Consider the following 20,034-nt stretch of genomic DNA (forward strand, 5'->3'; position numbering starts at 1 on the left):
TATTAATCATCAAACTAGTTATCTACTGAATTGTTGTTGCTTGTAGTTGCCTGAAGATAGTCGAAGCAATACAACTATAAACTTTTTTAGGACGAAAAAGTTGCTCGTGAAAAACCCCGTCTGCGACCACCCCTACTCTAAAAAATGGGAATTTAATGTGGTGGGTTGTGATATTATTATGACTAAAGAAAGGGAAAAAAGTAAAACGCTTCACTAGTCTGCTATGCTGTTTTGTTATAATGCAGTTCTAACAATTTTGAAACCTAGCATTTGTATATCCATTGATAAATCGCTTATTTAGGCGGTATTAGTAACCCTATCGGAAAACTTGCTTAAGTGAATTCTAAGATTAAAAAACGTTGTAAATGAAGATTATGGCTATGTGCAGTAAAATACTAGCAATCTATTTCTACTGAATAATCAATATACTATTAGTTTTGCTATTGCAAGCTGACAAAACCATTTATTCTTCGTGACATTTTTAACACACATCAAAACAAAATACTTGATATGGCTTGTTTTACTAGCAATTGCAGCAGCATCCATATTTATAACCTCTCGCTACTTTAAGCAACGCTATTTTCAAGATTTGCGAACAAGAATTACTGGTACAAGATTACTTGATGCGCATAAATCGGCCTATTTTTATAAGTGGCAACTAGGTGATGATATTAGCTTACTCAATTTTACAGAAAGGCAAACTGAAATTGTAAATGGCAATACGGTAACACCTACTGTACTTTTCTTCACCAACCACTTACACAGGCTTACTTATTCTCGAATTGTAGTCATTTGGTATATACTTGGTTACCTTTCATTACTCAGTATACTACTTCTACTTACCCAAAAAATAGAGAACACCATATATCATAACAATCGATTTCTAGTTGTAATAGCATGCCTATTTCCATTTATAGCAGGATGGCGATTTCATTGCAGCAGCGGACAGATATACATTCACTACACATTGCTGGCAGTCGCATCTTTATATGCCTATAAAAAAGAGCAAAAAATTCTTGCTGCTCTATTGGCTGGTATTGTTACGATAGCAAGGTTGCCATATGCCATGGTATTTTTACCATTATTTCTGTTTAAGAAAAATAACAAGATGGTTTTACCATACTTAGGAATCATTATTGTTGTATACACCATTACTAGCCTTGCCTATGGCACTCAGGTATGGATTGAGTATTTTAAAGCGATGCCGTTTTATGGGTTTGAAAATATGGGCACAATACCAAACGTAAGAGAAGAGTTTGTCATTCATTTACCAAGCTACCTAGAAGGTATGCCTACATTTAAAACGCCTGAACTAGTGGCTTATGAAAATTGGGATAAAGCAGATATATTTTCTGTACAAAAGCTCTTAATTCTACTGCATTTACCTAGCAATGCATCGGTATTATATACCATGTATACGTTTGTTTCGGCATTCTTTTTTTGGGGTATCAACAAATGGCATCCGAAGTTTTATCAGCAGGAAAAGCTATATATCCTTTTTGCTGCGGTATTGATGTTAGTACTAGAATATTTTTTACCAGCCCTTCGGTTCAACTACAATTTTCTGCAGTTTTTGGTTATTATAAGCATCATTGTATTTTTTGATATCCCTATCACGCAAACAGCTAAGTGGTTATTAGTAACTGGTATACTGTTGAATATTTTTAGAGTTAGTTGGATACCTGAATCTTATTCATTAGGTGAAGTACTTTGTATTTTGGCTGTACTTCTTACCATTATTCAGTCTCGCAAGGCTGAATTACAAATAACAAAGGAGTTCAATTTTGCGGGTCGTTTTATTAATAGGCTATTAATGTTGTTACCCTAGAAATTTAGCATGTTCTTATTTTTCCGCATAATCAAAACTTGGTTCTGACTATAGAAATTCTCACACGACTGTGGCACATATAGCTAATTTACTATTGCGATAGGACTACTTCAAGTTCTTTTTTACAACTCATTCCAACTAGGTAATAACTCCTACCTTACTCCCATCAAAAGCCGTACTATAGTTGAAAATTACAGCATAGCGGTTTACCATTTCCATAAAATTTATTAGCCAACTTATCTAGTAGACAATATTTCAGTTGGTTAATGCTTTACATTCAAATACTTTTGCAGCATGAGTACAGATACATTAGCAGCACCAACCCTAACAGCAAAAGATTTTGCTACGGATCAAGAGGTGCGTTGGTGCCCTGGCTGTGGCGACTATTCTATACTAGCCCAGGTGCAAAAAGTAATGCCAACTATCGGCGTTCCTAAAGAGAATATTGTAATAATTAGTGGTATTGGTTGTAGCAGTCGCTTTCCCTACTATATGAATACATTTGGTATGCATTCTATTCATGGACGTGCAACCGCTGTAGCTAGTGGCCTTAAAGCAACTAGACCTGAACTAAGTGTATGGATAGTTACAGGTGATGGTGATGGCTTAAGCATAGGTGGTAATCATACCATTCATTTGCTTCGCAGAAACTTTGATGTAAATATTTTATTGTTTAACAATCAGATTTATGGTTTAACCAAGGGGCAATATTCACCTACATCTGAAGAAAATAAGATTACGAAAAGTACACCAATAGGTAGTATTGACCATCCATTTAACCCGATGGCCTTGGCTATGGGTGCTGATGCAACTTTTATTGCACGCAGTATGGACCGTGATCCTAAGCATTTACAAGCGATGCTTACAAGAAGTCAGCAACATAAGGGCGCTTCATTCTTAGAGATATACCAAAACTGCAACATTTTTAACGATGGAGCATTTGAAATATTTACTGAAAAAGGTTCTAAACTAAATGAGGTTATTTTCTTAGAACATGGTCAGCCATTGGTATTTGGTGCAGCAAAAAACAAAGGTATTAAGCTAGATGGTTTGCGCCCTGTGATTGTAGACCTAGAAGAAGGTGCAAGTACTGATGACTTGTGGATTCACGACGAGAACGACTTTTACAAAGCTCAAATATTAGTACGCATGTTTGACGACCCAAGAGTTGAAGGACATTTTCCAAGACCATTTGGTGTATTTTATGCCACCGAAAGAGCTTGCTACGAAGATGTGATGCGCTTACAAATAGAAGAAACCATTGCCACCAAAGGCAAAGGCAATTTAGACGCGTTGTTACGAGGCAAAGAAGTGTGGGAAATTGTATAAAAGGCAAAGAGATAAAAAACAGAAAGACAAAAAGTCATTGGCATAAGCTAATGACTTTTTTTATACCCGTAATAATCCTCTAAAGCCTCTAGCAGCGTAGTAAGATTCTGCACCATTGTGGTAAACAAATACTTGACCATAGCGATAATCGCCAAAAATAGCACCGCCAAGTTGCCTAATTAATGAAGGTGTTAATAGCCAACTAGAAGTTTTGGTATCTACTTTTTCTAGCTGTTGTAGCTGCTTATATTCTTTTTCAGATAATATTGTAATTCCCATTTCTTGTGCCATAGCAATAGCGTTACCCTTTGGCTTGTTTTCTTTACGAGCATCAAGCGCTTGTTGATCGTAACACAAGCTACGACGACCTTTTGGGCTTTCAGCTACACAATCGTAGAAAAGATATTCATTAGAAGTTGCATCAAAGCCAATAACATCTGGTTCGCCGCCAGTTTCTTCCATTTGCCATAATGACCATAGTTTTTGTTGGTTTAATTCTAACTTTAACTGCACATCTTTCCATTCAATGTTTAGATGGCGATATGTGTGTCGCTCAAACCTAGTTTGTAAAGTGGTTAACAGTGTAGATTGTTGTTCTTTTGATATTAATATTTTGGCCATTGATGAAGATTGGGTTAGAATGTTTCAAATGTAATCTTAACAGATAATAAAAATGATTTAAAAGCTTTAAACTAGCCGATGTAGTACATAAGAATCATTTAAATGGTAAAAGCTAGTGACTTGTAAATGCTTAATTTGCCCCAACTAATTTACCGCTATGCTTAAACAAACCTTACCATTACTGCTGCTATTATTCCTAGTTTTTGGCTGTTCAAAATCACCTTACCGCACTACCAATAAAGTGTACAAGGAACAAGCAAAAGCTTTTGCCAGTGTGCTTAAGCAATATCCTTTAACTGATAGTGTATTTGGCAATACAGATTTTGTAGGCACTACCAATTTTGGTATGCGCAAGCCGAACTTTGTTATCATTCACCACACCGCACAAAACAGTTGCGAACAAACACTTAAAACCTTTACCACCAAAGCTTCGCAAGTAAGTGCACACTATGTTATTTGTAAAAATGGTACAGTTCATCACATGCTTAATGATTACTTAAGGGCAAACCATGCAGGCGTAAGTAAATGGGGCAATACGGTAGATTTAAACTCAGCATCTATAGGTATAGAAATAGACAATAACGGCTTTGAAAAATTTACTGATGAGCAAATTAATAGCCTGCTTACATTACTTGGCAATTTGAAAAAGGCATATAATATTCCTACTGCCAACTTTATAGGCCATGGTGATATTGCACCTACACGTAAGGTAGACCCGAATATTTATTTTCCTTGGAAAACACTGGCACAAAAAGGCTTTGGTCTTTGGCAAGATGAAACACTTAACGCTAAAGTAGATAGTAGCTTTAATCATTTACAAGCCTTGCGCATTATTGGCTACGACGTAAAAGACACAAGTGCTGCTATACGTGCTTTTAAGCGTCATTTTATGCAAGACTCAACTAAAAGAATCAATGAAGCAGATAAAGTGGTATTGCAGAATTTGTACAAAAAATATATGTAGAACAGTCGATAGTCAATAGACCATAGACAATGGAAAAGCCAGCAACTAGCAACTTGAAACCAGTAACTAAACATGGATTTATCATACATCATCAACGAATATGCAGAAGGCAGAGAGAACTACTTTAATGCCGTAGCACCACCTATTATTCAAACCTCAAACTTTGCTTTTAAAACAGTAGATGCGCTGCGCAAAAGCTTTGAAGATGAATACAGCACTTACTTGTATAGCCGTGGTTTAAACCCAACGGTTGATATGCTGCGCAAAAAGCTTGCTGCGCTAGATGAAGCAGAAGATTGCTTAGTTTTTAACAGCGGTGCGGCAGCCATATTTGCATCTGTATTAGCCAATGTAAAAAGCGGTAGCCATATTATTTCGGTAAAAAATCCATACACATGGGCAAAGAAATTATTTGAAGTAATACTACCAAAATTTGGTGTTACACATACCTATGTAGATGGCACTAATACAGAGAATTTTGCCAAAGCAATTGCATCCAATACTGCCATCATTTACCTTGAAAGCCCCAATAGTTTTACTTACGAGCTACAAGATTTACAAGCCATAGCAGCACTTGCCAAGCAACACAATATTGTAACCATTATAGACAATAGCTATTGCACACCCATTTACCAAAAGCCTATTGCTTTGGGTATAGATTTAGCCCTACAATCTGCTACCAAATACATTAGTGGCCATAGCGATGTAGTAGCAGGTGTATTAAGCGGCAGCAAAGCCATGATAGAACGGATTTTTAATAGCGAATACAATACAGTTGGTAGTGGTATTCAGCCATTTAATGCTTGGTTATTGCTAAGAGGTTTACGTACTTTACCTATGCGTATAGAACGTATCAGCAACACTACCAAAGTCGTTATCGCTTATTTAGAACAACATCCATTAGTAGAAGAAGTATTGTTTCCCTTATCGCCTAATTTTCCGCAGTACGAGCTTGCCAAACAGCAAATGACTGGCGCTTGTGGCCTGCTAACATTTGCCATAAAAGCAACTACAGTGCAGCAGATAGAAACCTTTTGCGAAAGCTTACAACACATATTAATGGCGGTAAGTTGGGGTGGCTACGAAAGCTTAATTATACCTAAATGCGCAGGTTTGCCGCAAGCAAGTTTTAATGCACAAAATAAAGGTCACAGAATGTTGCGCTTGTACGTAGGCTTAGAAGATGCAGATTATATTATTAAAGATTTAGAACAGGCATTTACTCATATAAGGTAACTGTATTTCTCAGAATGTATGCAACTTTTTACCAATCTTATTATGGCTTATAGAAACGGTAAAATGTCATTTTCTGCGCCAATCAGCGATATCTGCGTGAGAATAAAAAAACAACTTTTGCCACATCAAAGCCTTTCCGTTATTTTGTTATATTATGAAACCCGCATTTACACTCATTGCACTGGCATTTGTACTGCAACTAACTGCTCAAACCAACCCTGAGAAATGGGATTTGCGCAAGTGTGTTGACTATGCCATGAAGAACAACATTTCTGTAAAACAAGCAGATGTACAAGCTAGAATTAGTGCCTTACAACTAAAGCAGGCGCAGTTGTATCAATATCCTACAGCTTCGTTTAGTACAAGTATAGGTCCACAATTTGGTCGCTCTATTGACCCTACTACCAACGTGTATACCAATACTGAGTTATTATCTCAGAACTACGGCTTACAAGGTGGTGTACAAGTATTTAACTGGGGCAGAATTAAAAACAATATTGCTGCGCAAGAATTTAGCGCTAAAGCTGCATTAGTAGATATAGAAAAAGCCGCTAACGACGTGGCATTGAGCGTAGCTACTTATTATTTGCAAGTATTGGCTTCTAAAGAGCAGGTAAATATTGTAGCTATACAAATTCAACAAACGCAATCACAACTTGAAGTTACACGTAAAAAAGTAACTGCAGGATCGTTACCTGAATTGAATGCACTAGAACTGGACGCAAAATTAGCAACAGATAGTAGCAATTATATTGCTGCACAGTCTAGCTTTCAACAAAATGTGTTGCAGCTAAAAGCTTTACTTAACATAGATGCAGCCGCACCATTTGAGGTAGAAATACCTGCTGTAGATAAAATACCTTTAGAACCACTAGCAGAATTACAACCTGAAAATGTTTTTCTATTAGCATTGAACAATCAGCCTATACAAAAGTCAAATACATTAAGAATAAAAGGTGCTGAGAAATCAATACTAGCTGCTAAAGCGACATTGTATCCAACAATATCTGCTAATTATTCTTTAGGTAGTACTTACAATAATAAGTCTGTAGAAGTTATAGGTGTTACACAATCAAGCGTTGCAAGTGGTACGGTAAAAGTAAATACAATAGACTATACAGTTTTTTCGCCATCATATAGTGTCTCTTATGGCAAGATATCTTACTTCAATCAGCTAAGCCAAAATTTTAGGCAAAGTGTAGGTTTAGGTATATCTGTACCAATTTTCAATAGTGGTACTAATAGAATTAACTACGAGCAATCAAAATTGAACCTAAAAAGTTTAAAAGTCACCGAGGAACAAGCCAATCAAAAACTTAAGCAAGACATTTACACGGCTTACACTAATGTAATCAATGCTTTGCAAAAATTTAATGCAGGTAAAAGACAAGTAGAAAGCAATCAAAAAGCACTAGACTTTGCCACTAAACGTTATGAAGTTGGTTTGCTTAGCACCATTGATTTAATCACTATTCAAAATAACCTAGCAACTGCGCAGTTTCAACAAATCTCTAATCAATACGATTATGTGTTTAAAATGAAATTACTAGAGTTTTATAAAGGTCAAGGTTTAAAATTATAAAGCTGAATAACCGTTACAAAACAACAAAACCGAAAACAACAGAACGACATAAAAAAATCATTATGAATAAAACACTCCTTTGGATAATTATTGCTTTAGCAGTAGTAATTGTTGCGCTTGTAGGTTTAAAAATGAGCGGCGTCATTGGTAAAGAAGAAGGTATAAAAGTAGCTACTGATAAAGCCATTTTACGCAACATTACCGAAACGGTAAATGCTAGCGGTAAAGTGTACCCAGAAGTAGAAGTAAAAGTAAGTCCAGATATTAGTGGTGAAATTGTAGAACTACCTGTAAACGAAGGTGACAGCGTAAGACGTGGTCAAATTCTTGCTCGTATTTATGCTGACATTTATGCTACACAAAGAGACCAAGTATCTGCAGGTGTAGCACAAGCTAAAGCACAGTTAAGCAATTCTGCAGCTAGCATTGTTGGCCTAAAAGCAACATTAGACCAAGCTAAAACCAACTACGATAGACAACAAAAATTATTGAACGATAAAGTTATTTCTCGCTCAGAATTTGAAACCGCACAGCAGGCATTTTTAACCGCACAAGCTAACTATAATGCAGCTAAAGAAGGTTTAAAAAGTAGTGAAGCCACCATTAGAAGCAACGAGGCACAACTTGCCAAAGCCGACAAAGACATGGCTCGAACTGTAATTACTGCACCAATGGATGGCATTGTGAGTTTATTGGCTGTAAAAAAAGGCGAACGTGTTGCAGGTAATAGCTTTAACGTAGGTACCGAAATGATGCGCATTGCAGATATGCGTAGCATAGAAGTACGTGTAGATGTAGGCGAAAACGATATTCCTAAAGTAAAAATTGGCGATACTGCTATTGTACAAGTTGATGCTTATTCTAGCAGAAAATTTACTGGTATTGTGTACAAAATTGCTAACCCAACAACCTCTGTAACCACAAGTTCATCTACAGACGTTACTAACTACAAAGTGCACATTCGCTTGCTTGAAAGCAGCTACAAAGACTTAATTGTTTCAGGTAAAAGTTTTCCTTTTAGACCTAACATGAGTGCAAGTGCAGACATACAAACCAAAACAAAGAAAGATGTGCTATCTGTACCACTTAATGCCGTAACTACAAGAGACCCTAAGAGTGATAGCAAAAAAGAAGACGATAAAAAGAAAGAAACTACAACAACGAATAGCGCTGAAAAAGCACCTGCTGCTACCGAACTAGAAGAAGTTGTATTTGTGTTGCAAAAAGATGGCAAAGTGAAAAAAGTAAAAGTAACCACAGCCATTCAAGACCTTACCAATATTGAGATTACAAGTGGACTTAAGAAAGACGATGAAGTAGTAATAGCGCCATACAACGTAGTAAGTAAAAGTTTAAAAGATGGCGACAAAGTAAAAGTGGTAGCTAAAGACAAGCTATACGATGACGGTAAGAAAAAAGAATAAGTAAATGTGTATGTAACCAACTGCTGTACTACTATTTAGCTGCGGTTGTAAATTTATACTGAGTTTACGAAGTACCACTTGTACGTTCTTATCGCTATGCAGCTTTTCGTCTAAGCATACATTCTATCAAATAATTTTAAAGAAAAGGATACATCTGTAAGGATACTGATGTGTCCTTTTCTTTAGTGCAATTAGTATTATTGTATTTCTGTTTTAAATATTTAACTTAGCTATCAAATTACTTGTTATGGTAAATGTGAAAGTAATGCGAAGAGACTTAAAAACATACCTTGATACAGCAGAAGATGCTACTGTAATTTCATTGCATCAAGCAATAATAAAAGACCAACCCATACCATTAACTAAAGATTGGTGGAGTGATTTACCAGAACATCAAGCTGCAGCTATTGATATAGCAATTAATGAACTTGACAATGGTAAAGGTTTATCTGATGCAGATGTAAAAAAACAATACCCACAATGGTTTGTGAAATAATCTGGTCGCAACTAGCCATACAATCTTATGGACAAAATATTGAGTATTTACGAGATAATTGGACGTCTCGTGAGGTTGAAAGATTTATAATTAGCACACAAACAACACTATTGCTTTTACAAACCCAACCAGAAATAGGTGTACCAACTAATCATAGAGCAGGTATTAGAAAAACAAAAGTGAGTAAACGCATCTTATTGATATATCGGTATTTGCCCCATAGTACCACCATAGAATTGGTTCAGTTTTTTAATACTTGGCAACATCCAAACAAACAAGTTTCTAAGTAATTATAGCATTTTCATAAAACAAGTAACAGCAATTAGGTAAAGCACAATTCTACAAGCTTTCGTATGTTTGTTTACTAATAAAATTCTTGTGCCATGCAATTTGGAATGATAGGAAGCGGTAGTTGGGCCACAGCATTGGCTAAAATTTTAACCGATAATGGCAATACCATTAATTGGTTTATTCGCAACGAAAAAAACATTGCTTACCTACAAAAGCGTAGGCACAATCCTCATTATTTAGGTTCGGCATACTTTGATACAAATCAACTGCGCCTGTCTTGTAATCTTGAAGAAGTTGTTGCTCAGTCAGATGCTTTGGTAATAGCAATTCCTTCTGCTTATGTGGTAGATGTTTTAGCTAGCTTACCCAAAGATGCCTTGCAAGGCAAAAAAATTATTTCTGCTATTAAAGGCTTAATGCCTGCAAATAACCAACTGCTTAACGAATACTTGTACGACAATTTCAACGTGTCATTGTGTAATTATTTCACCGTTCTTGGACCTTGCCACGCAGAAGAAGTTGCATCTGAAAAATTATCTTATCTCACCTTTTCAGGTAAAGACGAAGCAGCAACTAGTCTTATAGCCGATAATTTTAAAACAGAATATTTAAACACTATTGTAAACCATGATATCATTGGTGTGCAGTATGCAGCGGTACTTAAAAACATTTATGCGCTTGGTGCAGGTATAGCGCATGGCCTAGAATATGGCGACAATTTCTTGAGCGTGTACATAGCTAATGCAGCCGCAGAAATGGCTGCTTTTTGTCGCAAACTAGTTTGGGATAAAGAAAGCGAAGAAGAACAGCGTAGCATCAATTATTCTGCATCTGTTTACTTAGGTGATTTGTTGGTTACTTGCTACTCACTTTATAGCCGTAACAGAACATTTGGCAACATGATAGGTAAAGGCTACAGCGTAAAATCTGCGCAATTAGAACTAAACATGGTAGCAGAAGGCTACAATGCAAGTAAATGTATCTATCAAGCCAATAAATTGCTACAAGCTGACATACCTATTGCTACAGCTATTTACCAAATACTTTGGGAACAACAACCTGCCGATGAAGGCTTTAAATCGATAGAGAAAATATTGTTTTAATGCGAAACTACTGCAACACAGTACGAAGCCTTAGCAGCAACTGCGAAACTACTGCAACACACTGCGAAGCTTTAGCAGCAACTGCAAAACTACTGCAACATACTGCGAAGCTTTAGCAGCAATAGCGAAACTACTACAACACACTGCGAAGCTTTAGCAGCAACTGCGAAACTACTGCAACATACTGCGAAGCTTTAGCAGCAATAGCGAAACTACTACAACATAGTGCGAAGCCTTATCAGCAACTGCGAAACTGCTGCAACATACTGCGAAACTGCTGCAACATACTGCGAAACTGCTGCAACATACTGCGAATTAAAAAATGCTTTCTAGCATTTTCAAGTGTGTTACCTCGTAAGTAGCTTTTACGTGTGGTTGTGCATTTATGTGATTTACAAACACGGTATCAATACCTGCGTTTATACCACCTTGAATATCGGCATCAAGGTTATCGCCAATCATAATGCTTCTCTCAGGCAAGGCATTGGTTTTTGCAAAAGCATAGTCGAAAATATCTTTGTGTGGCTTTAAGCTATTGCTTGTTTCAGACGTAATCATTTCTTTAAAATAACCCTCTAACTTGCTATTGGCAAGCTTTTTACGCTGTGTGGCTTCAAAACCATTAGTAATTAAATGTAGGTCGTATTGCCTTTCGGTTAAGTAATCTAATATCTCGAACGTGTAGGGAAATAAGTTGGTTTGATTGGGTAGAATGGTTAAAAATTCTTGCCCCATTTGTCTTGACAAGGGTTCGTCTGCAATTTTATAATCCAACAAAGTCAGCCACATACGTTTCCATTTTAGCTCGTCTTGCTTTATAAAACCCTTATGGTATCTATCCCATAAGCGATTGTTGTGTTCATTATATCTTTCAAAAAATAGTTCAAAATCAGCAATACCTTTTTGCGCAAGCTGGTGTGTATCATATAATTCAGCCAAGGTTTCTTTTGAATTCATTTCAAAATCCCAAATGGTATGGTCAAGATCAAAAAAAAGATGCTGGTATTTACGATTAGGGTTAAACAAAGGTTGCTGTAAGTGACTCATACGATATGTTTGCAGAAACAATTTTAATTTACTAGAATGAATCAGCAAAATACATCGGATACAACAAACCACAGCAAAATAATTGTGATTACAGGTGCATCTAAGGGTTTAGGTAAAGCCATTGCCAAACAATTTGCCGCCGCAGGCTATACCTTATTGGTATGTTCAAGGGGCGAATTGCAACTGTATAAAATGATGGAAGAACTATTATTAGAATTTCCTGAATGCACCATAAAAGCCATGCCTGTAGATATGAGTGTAAAAGAGGAAGTGCTTGCCTTTGCTACATGGTGCTTACAATATGGTACACCAGATATTATTGTGAACAATGCTGGGCAGTTTTTACCGGGTTCAATACATAATGAAGAGGATGGTTTGCTAGAGCAAATGATACAAACCAATTTGTACAGTGCTTATCACTTAACAAGATTGTTATTACCAACCATGATTGAAAGAAAAAGTGGTAGCATCTTTAATATTTGTTCCATTGCTTCGCTACAAGCTTATGCTAATGGTGGTAGCTATAGCATTAGTAAATATGCGCTACTTGGCTTTAGTAAAAACCTACGTGAAGAGTTAAAACCTTATGGCATAAAGGTTTCGGCAGTAATGCCTGGTGCTGCTTATACCGACAGCTGGATAGGTAGTGGTGTAGAAGAAAGCCGCATAATGGAAGCCAATGATGTAGCTAAAATGGTATTTGCAGCATCGCAATTATCGGCACAAGCTGTAATGGAAGACATTGTGCTTAGGCCACAATTGGGCGATTTGTAGTTTTTATTTTCACCACATAGCAACAATAGTCACATAGTTTATTTATAAACATCTCAGCAATTCTATGTGTCTATGTGACAAGTATTTTTATGGTATTATATCAAACAGAAAAAACTGCGTTTTTTCAAATGCTGCAAAGTTGTTATCAGCCACACAAACTAATGTGCGATGACCATTAGGTAAAGTAGGGCCAATCGTCATGCCTTCAACATTATCTGTAAAAATACCCAAGCTGTCTAAATTCAAAATTAAGCGCTTGGTAGCTGTTGTAAACTTTGTATGCTGTTGTAGCGAAGGGTTGTTACGAATATTAGTAGCGCCATTCAAATCTGCCTCATAAATTTTAATGGTGCATGGCAATCTACCAGTAGAAAAAGAGCGTTCCATTACCAATAATTTATTGTTACCAATGCTTAATATATCAGGTACACCATTTATCTTAAAGGCATCTGTAGGTGTAGCAGGATAGGCAATTGGATCTAGCTTGTACGCGTATTGCCTTAATTGCTTTTTACTTTTTACATCGTACTTAAAAATGCGTATCCAAGCAGTTGTATCAGTAAGCATGGCTCTTGGGCCATCCTCATACAAAGGTTCTTCTACATTCACATACAATTGCTTGTAATTATTGGTAAATGTTAAGCCCTCAAGCACCCCATTTTGCCTTGGCCCTTTGTCTATGGCTTGCATTATTAACTGCGATGGCAACTTAAACGTATCTATATATTTACCATCGGTAGTGATAGTGGTAATTGCAGGATTGGCAAGCACTGTATCGTTCTTCTTTACAATACGCTCACCCTCGCTTGTCCATATTAATTGCTTGGTTACAGGATTGTAGCGAATGGCTTCTGGGTCGGGTATTTTAGCAGGGTTTTGTTTACTATTAGGGTATACTGAGCCATCTTGCTGGTGTAAAAAAGTTACATCTACAAAAGCCACACTATCTATGCCTTTTAGGCTTGTAAATAATTTAGCCGTGTAAAATCTTGCTGCATTAATACTACTTCTATCATCACAAATAAGATAGTAAAGATTATTAGCTGAATCGTAATCGATACCGCTTAAGCCACCAACAGTAGTATTTTTAAATTGTAGGTTGTGTGGTACATCTATTTCACCCAACAATTTTAACGCAGAAATGCTGCTAATAGTAGGTTGCTGCTGAACACTTTTAGTAGCTGTGCAAGCGAATAACAGTAAGCTTAAACTTATGATAATTAAACCCTTCATGCGATTGATTGAGTTTCAAAAATACAGATACTACAAGGCTTTTATAGAAACTTAAAGCGCATTCTTTCCCATTCATCCAAAAAAATTATTGGCAAATGCTTACAGATGTTATCTTTCACATTCGCTACTATAAAAAGTAACGCTTATTTTAAAACATAATCATGAAGAAACTACTGTTTACCCCCATGCTATTGGCTTCTATGTTTGCCATGGCACAAAACGATGATGCTGCGGCAAAGTTTGCTGGCACCATTACTGCTAAGTCATTAAAAGAAAAATTGTCTGTAATTGCTAGTGCCGAATTTGAAGGTAGAGAAACGGCTACACCTGGTCAGAAAAAAGCTGCTGCTTACATAGAAAGTTTGTTTAAAAAATTTGGCTTAAAGCCAGGCAATGGTGATAGCTATCAGCAAGTATATCCTGTGTATCAAGATGAGTTGCTTGGCGTAAAACTATCTGTGAATGGCAAGCCATTTCAGCTAGATAAAGATTTTACATTTACTGTACAAAGCGCTGCTACTGGCGTTAGTAACATTAAAGAAGTGGTATTTTTAGGCTATGGCTTACCTGAAGACTTTGCCAATATTGATGTTAAGGGTAAAGTGGTTTTATTTTTAGATGGTGCACCTGCAGATTACAAACCAGCTGCAAACGCACCTACACGTAGAGGCGGCCCTACAGCATTTTTTGCAAAAGCTGGCATGGCACGTACCAAAGGTGCAGCAGGTGTTGTATTGATTTCAAATACTTTTCCTAGAAAAGTAGCTACTGCTACCAAGGGTGAAATGTTTTTAACAAAAGCTACTAGCACTTTTACTACCGTTACTGTTTCTGAAGAAATTGCATCAGCATTATTGGGAAGAACTTCTACTTTATCAATTGACAAATTGAAAGAAGTAAACAAAGGCACTTACTATGCTGAAACAAAGCTTGATGTAAATAAAGTAACCACCAATCTAGAAAGTAGCAACGTAATAGGTGTACTAGAAGGTACCGATAAAAAAGATGAGTATGTGGTATTAAGTGGCCACTACGACCACCTAGGTAAACGTGATACTGTTATTTACTACGGTGCAGATGATGATGGTAGCGGTACTACTAGCGTATTGCAAATGGCAGAAGCTTTTGCAGCCGCTAAAAAGAAAGGTAATGGCCCACGTAGAAGCATTATCTTCTTGGCTGTAAGTGGTGAGGAGAAAGGCCTTTGGGGTTCTCAATATTATTCTGAACATCCATTGTATCCTTTAGCAAAAACAACTGTAGACTTAAACACTGACATGGTAGGTAGAATAGATACTGAACGTAAAACTGCTGATACTACTAACTATATCTATGTAATTGGTCATGATAAATTAAGCAGTGATTTGCCAGTCATTAACGAGGCCGTTAATAAAAAATATACCAACCTTACCTTAGATTATAAATACGATGATCCTAACGATAAGAATCAAATTTATTACAGAAGCGACCACTACAACTTTGCAAGAATGGGTGTGCCTATTTTGTTCTTCTACGATGGTATGTTGCTAGCAGATTATCACAGACCAACAGATACTGTAGATAAAATTAACTTTGAGTTGATGGAAAAACGTACACGTTTAATATTCCATACAGCTTGGGTAATGGCTAATAGAGACCAAATGTTAAAGCGAGATATTCCTTTAAATATGCCTAGCCGTTAGTATTAAAAAACATGATTTTAAACACCCTTTTCTATGATAGAAAAGGGTGTTTTTGTTTAACGATAAAAAGTAACTTTACAAAAAATAAAAGCATGGCATATCCAGTAAAAATATTACCACATTATACCTACACCGACTATTTGTTATGGGAAGGAAAGTGGGAATTAATTGATGGCTTTCCTTACGCTATGAGCCCTGCACCAACTACTAAACATCAAAGAATTACAATGGCTTTGGGTGCGGTATTACATGCAGCTTTAAAAGATTGCAAGCATTGCCATGTGTACGATCCTGTTGACTACAAAGTTGCAGAAGACACTGTACTTCAACCTGATGTTTTGGTAATTTGTGGTGAGCCAAAACTTAGTTATTTAGATTTTGCCCCAAGCCTTATTGTAGAAGTATTATCACCATCTACAGCGTTAAAAGATAGGCACACTAAGTATGCTATTTATGAAACCAATGGCGTAAAATATTATTTGATTGTTTCGCCAGATACCGAAGAAATTGAGCTATACGAATTGGCAAACGGTGAATATATTTTAAAAGAAAAAGGTCACGCCGTTAACTACACATTTGCACTTGATGACAACTGTAAAATTGATGTAGACTTATCGGCTATTTGGTAATACAATAAAAAATTAATCATGAAAACTATTCTTGTTCCAACAGATTTCTCAGCTACGGCAAAAAATGCCGCCTTATATGCCTTAGGGCTGGCAAGACAAGTAGGTGCTACTAAAGTGGTGCTATACAATGCCTATGAAGCCGTTGTGCCGTCAATTTCTATCGATCCTACAGTGCCATCTATTATGCCTGTAGACCTTGAAACGTATAAAAGCATTAGTGAAACAGGGCTAACAGCTTTTGCAGAAGATATTAGCCATGCTTGTGACAGCACGATAACAATAGAGCAACTTTGTAATCTTAATACATTGGTAAATGGTATTAGCGAAGCTATTATATCAACTGGTGCAGCATTAGTGGTAATGGGCATTACAGGTGGTAATGCACTTGAAGAAAACTTAATAGGCAGCAATACTGTAGATGTAGCTAAAGCAATTACTGTACCAATGATTATTGTGCCACCAAATGCCGCATTTAAAACCATAGAAGAAATTACACTTGCTGTAGACTTAAAAAAAGTAGCCACTACAACACCTGTTGCGCCTTTGAAAAAATTATTGGATACTATTCAAGCACAGTTTTTTGTACTACATGTAAATGATGGTGAAGATGATACCGATAAAGACGAGCAAATGGCAACACTGAATAGCTTGCTACAAGGCTACAACCCTCAATACTTTTTTGTAAACAATATTTCCTTTATTGATGGCATTAATGACTTTGTAGATTCTAAAAATGTTGACTTATTAGTTACTATACCTAAAAAACATGGCTGGTTCGAAACCATTTTTAAACGTAGCCACACTAAGCTACTAGCATTTCATAGCCATGTACCTTTAATGGTAGTACACGACTAGATTGTGAATAAAAAATACGTTAAAGCCTCTTTAAGTAGAGGCTTTTTTATTAATCTTGTTTTTAATGGCATTACCTTTTTTTTATCAACCAGAAATAGTAGCTGCATCTTCAATAATACTAAGCGAAGAAACGAGTAAGCATTGTGTACAAGTGTTGCGCATGAAAGAAGGCGAACGCTTACAATTAACCGATGGCAAAGGCAATGCCTACGTTGCTGCCATTATCAAAAGCGATAAAAAACATTGCACTGTAGCCATAGAAAGCACTAGCTTTTTACCACCATGTACAAGGCAAATAAGTATTGGTATATCGTTACTTAAAAATGCCAATAGATTTGAATGGTTTTTAGAAAAAGCTACTGAAATGGGCATTTCAGACATTATACCATTACTGTGTAACAGAACAGAGCGCCAACATTTTAGGCATGACAGAATGCAAAGCATTGTAATAGCTGCGATGCTGCAAAGTCAACAAGTGTGGCTACCTATTTTACACGAGCCAACCATTGTTGCAAGCGTTATTGAAAAAAGTACAAATGCTCAAAAATTAATAGCCCATTGCGAAGAAAGTGATAAAGCAATAATAAGTGGCTTAGATATTGCTAATGACACACAGATATTGATTGGTCCTGAAGGTGACTTTTCAATACCAGAGATAGAAATGGCATTGCAACACCATTATCAGCCAGTAAGCTTAGGCAATACAAGATTGCGCACAGAAACAGCTGGTGTTGTAGCAGCGGCTTTACTGGTAAATACTTAATTTTAAAAAAGAATTGATAGGCTTATGCGCAAAGTGCTACTTGCATGTATGGTTGTTGGTGTGGTAATGATAGGCTGTAAAAACAAGCTTAGAAAGATTATTACCACTGATACTTCTATTAACGAACAAACATCGTACAACAACCTATTTTTAGATAGTGTACAGCTTGATAAATTTATCGCTAGCGATAGTGCTTTGGCAAAGTTTAAGCAAGATTTCTTCGATTTTTATAGGCATCGCAACTACGAGTTTGCATGGTTTGATACAAGTGGCTTAATAGAGCAATCGCACAACTTTTACAATTTACAAAACAGCTACATTGCTGACATTAAAGACAGTAGCATTTTTAGCCAAGAGCTACAAAAATTATACGAGCAATTTAATAATCATAGCTTTCATCCCGATGCTAAAGATGCTGCAGTAATAAAAGCAGAATTGTTACTTACTGGGCAGTTTTTTAAGTACACGTCTAAAGTGTACCAAGGCAGCGATATTAATGCAACAGAATTGGGCTGGTTTATTCCTAGAAAAAAGATAGATGTAAAAGCTGCCTTAGATTCTATGATGAAAACCAAGGGCAAAGGCTTAGATGATTACGAGCCCTTAAATTCAGATTATAGGCAACTTGAAAAGTATTTACTACAATACTATGCGCTGAAAAACAATGCCAAATGGGATTCAATTTCTACAGTAAAATCATTAAAAAAAGGCGACTCAAATACTGTTGTACAGCAAGTAAAAATGCGCTTAATAGCCTTTGGCGATTTAGCTATGACGGATACTTCACCAAAGTTTGATACCACACTACTAAAAGCAGTAAAACAGTTTCAGAAACGCTATGGCTTAAATGCGACAGGTCAAGTGGGTGCAGCCACTTTTAAAGAATTGAATAGACCAATTGATACCTTGATACGTAAGATACTGGTGAATATGGAAAGAGCAAGATGGATGTTGCCAGATACATTAACCACCGACCATTTAATTGTAAATATTCCTGAGTACAAACTACATGTGTACGATTCTGGCAAGTACAGTTTTAACATGAATGTTGTGGTGGGCACAGCAGCCAATAGTACCGTAATTTTTAACGGCAAATTGCTCTACGTAGTATTTAGTCCTTATTGGAATGTTACTGATGATATTACCAAGAAAGAGGTAATGCCAGCCATGAAACGAGATCCTAATTACTTAGCAAAAAACAATATGGAAATTACAGGCTATCATGGTAAAATACCTGTAGTAAGGCAGAAACCTGGAGCATCAAATTCTCTTGGCGGTGTAAAGTTTTTATTTCCTAATAGTTACAATATTTACCTACACGATACGCCTAACAAAGAATTGTTTTCTGCATCAAAACGCTCATTTAGCCATGGTTGTATAAGACTAGGCGAGCCAGCAAAACTGGCACAATTTCTACTTCGTAGAGATACAACGTACACGATGGATTCTATTAAAACCTTAATGAAACTGCCAAAGGAAAAGTGGCTGACCATTAAGCCTACTGTACCTGTAACAATTAAGTATTTTACAGCTTGGGTAGATAGAGATGGTTTGCTAAATTTTAGAGACGATATTTATCACCATGATGCTAAAATGGCGGATAAACTTTTTGCAAAAAAATAAACGAAAGTGTTTCTATTGATAAATATCTAACAAGCCATCGGGTAAAAACAAATGTACTTCTTTGGCTTTTCTATCTATTCTATCAATGGTTTCTTCGTGCAAGGGAATCAACGCTTCATTACCATTATAATCTATTTGCAATAGTACTTGATGCGGCTGTTCTATTACCTCATCAATTACACCTATTGCCGTACCATCATCAAAAATAGTAAAGCCTAAAAGCGAAATAGGACTTGCATTACCTGCTAATCTTCTAAAGTCTGCATCTAGCAACCACACTTGCTTTTGTACTAATTTTTGCGCCTGCTCTTTAGTAGCAATGCCTTCAACTTCTACATAAGTTTCATCGTGAGATTTAGCTTTAGACGCTATTAAAAAATAAGGCAAATAGCTACCTTTTACTTCCTCTATAAAAAGCGCTTCTACATTTTTCAAAACTAGTTTCTTAGCTAGGCCATGTTTTAAAATTAATTCGCCTTTTAAGCCAAAAGGCGCTACTATTTTCCCTATGTTGATGTAATCTATCATTGTGGTGAAAAGTGAAAAGTGAAAAG

The 20,034-nt window shown here is 36.5% G+C and carries 19 protein-coding genes; 15 read left to right on the plus strand and 4 right to left on the minus strand.

Features of this window, described 5'->3' with window-relative positions:
- The first annotated feature begins 505 nt into the window (after window positions 1-505).
- Together ACT9TX_RS11650 and ACT9TX_RS11655 are read left to right on the plus strand one after the other, a co-directional pair.
- A complete protein-coding gene (locus tag ACT9TX_RS11650; RefSeq protein ID WP_481338467.1) occupies window positions 506-1,828 on the plus strand; it encodes a glycosyltransferase 87 family protein in 1,323 nt (440 codons plus the stop codon).
- Window positions 1,829-2,122: 294 nt separating this feature from the next.
- Window positions 2,123-3,157: a 2-oxoacid:ferredoxin oxidoreductase subunit beta gene (locus ACT9TX_RS11655; protein ID WP_481338468.1), complete on the plus strand. Its 1,035-nt coding sequence runs from the start codon at window positions 2,123-2,125 to the stop codon at window positions 3,155-3,157.
- Between the two features lie 60 nt (window positions 3,158-3,217).
- Here the strand turns inward: ACT9TX_RS11655 and ACT9TX_RS11660 are convergent, their stop codons facing one another.
- On the minus strand, window positions 3,218-3,778 hold the full coding sequence (locus ACT9TX_RS11660; protein WP_481338469.1) for a DUF4256 domain-containing protein: 561 nt from the start codon (window positions 3,776-3,778) through the stop codon (window positions 3,218-3,220).
- Window positions 3,779-3,935: 157 nt separating this feature from the next.
- On the opposite strand from ACT9TX_RS11660, the gene ACT9TX_RS11665 reads away from it, so the two are divergent.
- The 7 genes from ACT9TX_RS11665 to ACT9TX_RS11695 all read left to right on the plus strand — a co-directional run bounded on the left by ACT9TX_RS11665 (window position 3,936) and on the right by ACT9TX_RS11695 (window position 10,874).
- Window positions 3,936-4,742 (plus strand): N-acetylmuramoyl-L-alanine amidase, encoded by an 807-nt coding sequence (locus ACT9TX_RS11665; protein ID WP_481338470.1) that lies wholly within the window; start codon window positions 3,936-3,938, stop codon window positions 4,740-4,742.
- A 72-nt stretch (window positions 4,743-4,814) separates the two neighbouring features.
- A complete protein-coding gene (locus ACT9TX_RS11670) occupies window positions 4,815-5,978 on the plus strand; it encodes a trans-sulfuration enzyme family protein (protein WP_481338471.1) in 1,164 nt (387 codons plus the stop codon).
- Between the two features lie 154 nt (window positions 5,979-6,132).
- Window positions 6,133-7,560 (plus strand): TolC family protein, encoded by a 1,428-nt coding sequence (locus ACT9TX_RS11675; RefSeq protein WP_481338472.1) that lies wholly within the window; start codon window positions 6,133-6,135, stop codon window positions 7,558-7,560.
- A 62-nt stretch (window positions 7,561-7,622) separates the two neighbouring features.
- Window positions 7,623-8,984 carry an efflux RND transporter periplasmic adaptor subunit gene (locus tag ACT9TX_RS11680; RefSeq protein ID WP_481338473.1) on the plus strand — a complete coding sequence of 454 codons (1,362 nt, stop codon included), beginning with the start codon at window positions 7,623-7,625 and terminating at the stop codon, window positions 8,982-8,984.
- A gap of 247 nt (window positions 8,985-9,231) precedes the next feature.
- Entirely contained in the window at window positions 9,232-9,480 is a 249-nt protein-coding gene (locus ACT9TX_RS11685) for a hypothetical protein (RefSeq protein ID WP_481338474.1), read from the plus strand.
- Complete coding sequence (locus tag ACT9TX_RS11690; protein ID WP_481338475.1) at window positions 9,465-9,770, plus strand: hypothetical protein; 306 nt, start codon at window positions 9,465-9,467, stop codon at window positions 9,768-9,770. Before ACT9TX_RS11685 ends, ACT9TX_RS11690 begins: the two co-directional genes overlap by 16 nt.
- A gap of 93 nt (window positions 9,771-9,863) precedes the next feature.
- Window positions 9,864-10,874, plus strand: coding sequence for an NAD(P)H-dependent glycerol-3-phosphate dehydrogenase (locus ACT9TX_RS11695; protein ID WP_481338476.1), 1,011 nt, complete (start codon window positions 9,864-9,866; stop codon window positions 10,872-10,874).
- A 315-nt stretch (window positions 10,875-11,189) separates the two neighbouring features.
- Here ACT9TX_RS11695 and ACT9TX_RS11700 read toward each other — a convergent pair whose 3' ends face one another.
- Window positions 11,190-11,921 carry a YjjG family noncanonical pyrimidine nucleotidase gene (locus ACT9TX_RS11700; protein WP_481338477.1) on the minus strand — a complete coding sequence of 244 codons (732 nt, stop codon included), beginning with the start codon at window positions 11,919-11,921 and terminating at the stop codon, window positions 11,190-11,192.
- A 36-nt stretch (window positions 11,922-11,957) separates the two neighbouring features.
- Here ACT9TX_RS11700 and ACT9TX_RS11705 point away from each other — a divergent pair, with 36 nt between their 5' ends.
- Window positions 11,958-12,695, plus strand: coding sequence for an SDR family oxidoreductase (locus ACT9TX_RS11705; protein WP_481338478.1), 738 nt, complete (start codon window positions 11,958-11,960; stop codon window positions 12,693-12,695).
- A gap of 87 nt (window positions 12,696-12,782) precedes the next feature.
- Here the strand turns inward: ACT9TX_RS11705 and ACT9TX_RS11710 are convergent, their stop codons facing one another.
- Window positions 12,783-13,928, minus strand: coding sequence for an esterase-like activity of phytase family protein (locus tag ACT9TX_RS11710; protein ID WP_481338479.1), 1,146 nt, complete (start codon window positions 13,926-13,928; stop codon window positions 12,783-12,785).
- Window positions 13,929-14,089: 161 nt separating this feature from the next.
- On the opposite strand from ACT9TX_RS11710, the gene ACT9TX_RS11715 reads away from it, so the two are divergent.
- The 5 genes from ACT9TX_RS11715 to ACT9TX_RS11735 all read left to right on the plus strand — a co-directional run bounded on the left by ACT9TX_RS11715 (window position 14,090) and on the right by ACT9TX_RS11735 (window position 19,480).
- Window positions 14,090-15,610: a M28 family peptidase gene (locus tag ACT9TX_RS11715; protein ID WP_481338480.1), complete on the plus strand. Its 1,521-nt coding sequence runs from the start codon at window positions 14,090-14,092 to the stop codon at window positions 15,608-15,610.
- A gap of 92 nt (window positions 15,611-15,702) precedes the next feature.
- Complete coding sequence (locus ACT9TX_RS11720; RefSeq protein ID WP_481338481.1) at window positions 15,703-16,239, plus strand: Uma2 family endonuclease; 537 nt, start codon at window positions 15,703-15,705, stop codon at window positions 16,237-16,239.
- A gap of 18 nt (window positions 16,240-16,257) precedes the next feature.
- A complete protein-coding gene (locus tag ACT9TX_RS11725) occupies window positions 16,258-17,094 on the plus strand; it encodes a universal stress protein (RefSeq protein ID WP_481338482.1) in 837 nt (278 codons plus the stop codon).
- Between the two features lie 64 nt (window positions 17,095-17,158).
- Complete coding sequence (locus tag ACT9TX_RS11730) at window positions 17,159-17,857, plus strand: RsmE family RNA methyltransferase (RefSeq protein ID WP_481338483.1); 699 nt, start codon at window positions 17,159-17,161, stop codon at window positions 17,855-17,857.
- A gap of 24 nt (window positions 17,858-17,881) precedes the next feature.
- Entirely contained in the window at window positions 17,882-19,480 is a 1,599-nt protein-coding gene (locus tag ACT9TX_RS11735) for a L,D-transpeptidase family protein (protein WP_481338484.1), read from the plus strand.
- Between the two features lie 12 nt (window positions 19,481-19,492).
- Here ACT9TX_RS11735 and rimM read toward each other — a convergent pair whose 3' ends face one another.
- The gene (gene rimM, locus ACT9TX_RS11740; protein WP_481338485.1) at window positions 19,493-20,008 is read right to left on the minus strand and encodes a ribosome maturation factor RimM; all 516 of its coding nucleotides are present in this window, start codon (window positions 20,006-20,008) and stop codon (window positions 19,493-19,495) included.
- Between the last annotated feature and the right edge of the window lie 26 nt (window positions 20,009-20,034).

The organism is Parasediminibacterium sp. HNIBRBA5674 (assembly GCF_056745525.1).